Genomic DNA, 3585 nt, shown 5'->3' with positions numbered 1-3585 from the left:
TTTAGCAAAAGAAGCAAATTTACCATTTTTTAACACATCAGCATCTCAATTTTCAAAAGGAACAGTTGGTGAAGCACCACAAATGGTTCGTGATTTATTCACTACTGCAAGAAAAGAAGCACAAAATTCAGGTGGAGCCATCATTTTCATTGATGAATGTGAAGAGGTTTTTAAAGACTTAACCGATAGCCAAACTAAAACTACTGCCGACACCGTTAATATCATTAACGAATTCAAAGCTCAAATGACAAGTTATGAAAACGATCCTAAAAAACCAGTTTTCTTAATGGGCGCAACGAACCACATCAACAAAATTGACGAAGCCATCAAATCAAGATTTAGTTACATGATTGAAATTAAACCAGGCAATTTTGAAGATCGTAAAAAGATGTTAGAATTCTTAATCAAAAAACGTCAAAACCCATACAGCTCTGAAGCCAAAGATTACTTATTAAATGTTGTTAATAGAGCATTAGACGAATTACCACCTTACAAACTAGCAAATCGTATTTTAACTGGTATATTAGATGAAGCTGTTGCTACTTTCGTTTTAGAAAACGAAGATACAACACCACCACGAACTCAAATTAACATCAACGATATCAAAACTGCATATCGTTTAAGAGTAGACAAAGATACTGGTTTATTAGACATTAAAGAAATCAACTTTATTAATGAAAAAATAAAATCTATTAAAGGAAATGAAGAACAAAATCTAAAAGCAGGAATAGAAATGTATAAATTAGAAAGTCGTTTAAATAAATTGAAAGAAACTTTAGAAAAAGATTATTCACTATCTGAAAAACAATTAAACACTAATAAAGCAGATTTCCCGAAAACGGACTTAACTAAAATGCCGGCATTTGATAAATTAATCGGGTTTAAAGACGAACGTGAAGCCGCAGATCGTTTTTTAACTTTTTTAAAGAGCGTTGACAATCTACCAAATATTGGAGAAGTTAAAGTCCCAACGGGCATTCTATTACACGGAGTAGCTGGTACTGGTAAAACTACTTTCGCACAAGCGTTAGCAAAAGAAGCAAATTTACCATTCTTTAATACATCAGCATCTCAGTTTTCAAAAGGAGTAATTGGTGAAGCCCCACAAATGGTTCGTAATTTATTCACTACTGCAAGAAAAGAAGCACAAAGATCAGGCGGAGCAATCATTTTCATTGATGAATGTGAAGAGATTTTTAAAGATTTAACTGATAACCGATCTAAAAACACTGCCGACATCGTGAACATCATTAACGAATTCAAAGCTCAAATGACAAGTTTTGAAAATGATCCTAAAAAACCAGTTTTCTTAATGGGTGCAACTAACCACATTAACAAAATTGACGAAGCCATCAAATCAAGATTTAGTTACATGATTGAAATCAAACCAGGTAATTTTGAAGAACGTAAACAAATGTTCGAATTCTTAATTAACAAACGTAAAAACCCATACAGCCCTGAAGCCAAAGATTACTTATTAAACGTTGTTAATAGAGCATTAGACAAATTACCACCTTACAAACGAGCAAATCGTATTTTAACTGGTATATTAGATGAAGCTGTTAACACTCTTGTTTTAGAAAGCAACAAGACAACACCACCACGAACTCAAATCAACATTGACGACATCAAAACTGCATACCGTTTAAGAGTAGACAAAGATACTGGTTTATTAGACTTTATTGACAATTTTAGAAAACAACAACAAGAAACACCAAAATAACAAGAAACACAAAAAACGAAAGACGAATAAAATTAATCGCCAAAAACAGGCCGTTTTCAAAATTGCCATTCTATTTTCAAACCAAAGTAAAAACAACAAATGTTTAAGATCGTAAATAGATGCGCAGCACTATTTTAAAAATTTGTAAATAAATTCATTTTTAATACCGAAAATATTAGTTAAAACAAACTAGTCTTTTTTAGCAAAAAGAGGTTTTAAAATGAATAATTTTGAGAACGTGTAGTATAAATTAAATCCTGTTATTTTGAATTATTTTTATTATTATTAATATATTTTTCTTACTATAAAGTGAAAATATAAATAAATAACTTTAAATTATAATAAGTAAAAATTATAATAATTAAAGATAATTATTTATAAAAAAAATTATTTTATAATTATCAAAATTAATTTGATACCTTATAAACAAAAAAACTAAATGTAAAAATTGTTTTTTTATTTTATAATCTTAATTGGTATTAATTAATAGTCGTACTGTTATAAAAAAATGTAAATGTTTTTTTAAATCTGCATATTTTTAAAAACTCTTTTCTATAAAAAAAGACTAGTTTGTTTGAACTAGTCTTTTCAATTCGTCTCAATTTGTTTAAATGCGTAGTTAGTTTTGAAATTTTACTTTCGTTTGATAACATATAGTCATCTCCTTTCTACGTTTTAAACTCGAAATATTATTTCTTCTTTCTGCCCTATATCATGCTTCTCCATGACTTCTTGGTTGGGCGATTATCTTAACTATTCCAAATTAAGTTTTACTCCAACGACTACTTTATTTTAATTTTTTTTAACAATTTTTTTAACAAATTTAAAATTACTAACAGATTTATTTTAACCTGGCGCACTGTTTCAAAGTATGTCCCGCTCCATCAAAATGGAACCAGTTAAAAAGTTAATTTAAGTCAAATTATTTATTAAAAAAAATAGTTTGACTTATTTTTTTTGTTTCAAAATAGTCAAACTAAAAAAGAGATTTAAAAAATGAAAAAAATTTTTATTTTAAAAGAAATAATTAATTTTTTGATTCAAAATAATTATTTTAAAATTCGTTTATTCAATCAAAAAACTAATTATAACTTGGATAACCAAACGTTATATCTTAATTATACTGACCTTTATGAAACTATCATGATGTTAAAAAAAATAGAAAATCCATCTTTTAAAATTCAAATTGATTTTCTAATGGATAAAAATTATACTTTTGATATTTCAAATAAAATTTTATATTTAAAAAAAGAACCCGAAATAAATTCGATGTTTGCTTTAAATGAAAAATTATATCAACAAGCATTCGGCAATTCCGAGTCTCAAAACAAAGATGTTTATTCTGATTTAATCGAAAGAACTCAAAAAAAACTTTTCGGAAATAATGATTTCTAATGAAAAAAACACAAAATAATGAAATCATCATTACTTATCAAGAAGAAATTAAAAATAAAATAAAAAATTCACCAGAATTAAAAGATTGGATTTATGACCAAGATTATTATGAAGAAGATTTAATCACCATCGGCAATTATTTAAAAGATGAAAAAGAAACGCCTTTTGGTTATCAATTAATTTTGAAAACGAAACCATATATACATATGGCTTATAAAGAAACAAAACAAATGATATTTCATAATTTTAAAAATAAACTTCAAAAAATCCATTAAATAAAAAAATTATTTTTTTTATTTAATTGACATTTTATTTTTTTTATGTTATATTATTTGTAATTAATAAATAGTTTACTTTTTTTAATTTTTTAACTTTTTGAACGGTTCTATTTTAATGGAACACACCCTGTAATATTTAATAATTATCCTTTTAATGTTTGTAAAAAATTTTTGATTTGTTCTAAATCA

3 protein-coding genes are annotated in these 3585 nt (G+C 26.2%); all 3 read left to right on the top strand.

Annotated features, from left to right (window positions below; genetic code table 11):
- Nucleotides 1-1723, top strand: a 1723-nt coding sequence (locus tag KTO59_RS03785) for an AAA family ATPase (RefSeq protein ID WP_284928714.1), incomplete at its 5' end; no start/stop codon positions are given.
- A gap of 996 nt (nucleotides 1724-2719) precedes the next feature.
- Nucleotides 2720-3118: a hypothetical protein gene (locus tag KTO59_RS03780; RefSeq protein ID WP_284928713.1), complete on the top strand. Its 399-nt coding sequence runs from the start codon at nucleotides 2720-2722 to the stop codon at nucleotides 3116-3118.
- Nucleotides 3118-3393, top strand: a complete 276-nt coding sequence (locus tag KTO59_RS03775) for a hypothetical protein (RefSeq protein ID WP_284928712.1) — start codon at nucleotides 3118-3120, stop codon at nucleotides 3391-3393. The genes KTO59_RS03780 and KTO59_RS03775 overlap by 1 nt, the downstream gene beginning before the upstream one ends.
- Nucleotides 3394-3585 lie beyond the last annotated feature (192 nt).

This window comes from Candidatus Phytoplasma sp. AldY-WA1 (assembly GCF_020312115.2).
Taxonomy (GTDB): Bacteria; Bacillota_I; Bacilli_A; order Acholeplasmatales; family Acholeplasmataceae; genus Phytoplasma; species Phytoplasma vitis.
Note: the sequence above shows the minus strand (reverse complement) of the source record. Positions and strands in the feature narration are given on the sequence as shown.

What these genes read in the sequence shown, in the direction of transcription:
- KTO59_RS03780 (WP_284928713.1), top strand. Translation starts at nt 2,720, where the DNA reads ATGAAAAAAATTTTTATTTTAAAAGAAATAATTAATTTTTTGATTCAA.
- KTO59_RS03775 (WP_284928712.1), top strand. Translation starts at nt 3,118, where the DNA reads ATGAAAAAAACACAAAATAATGAAATCATCATTACTTATCAAGAAGAA.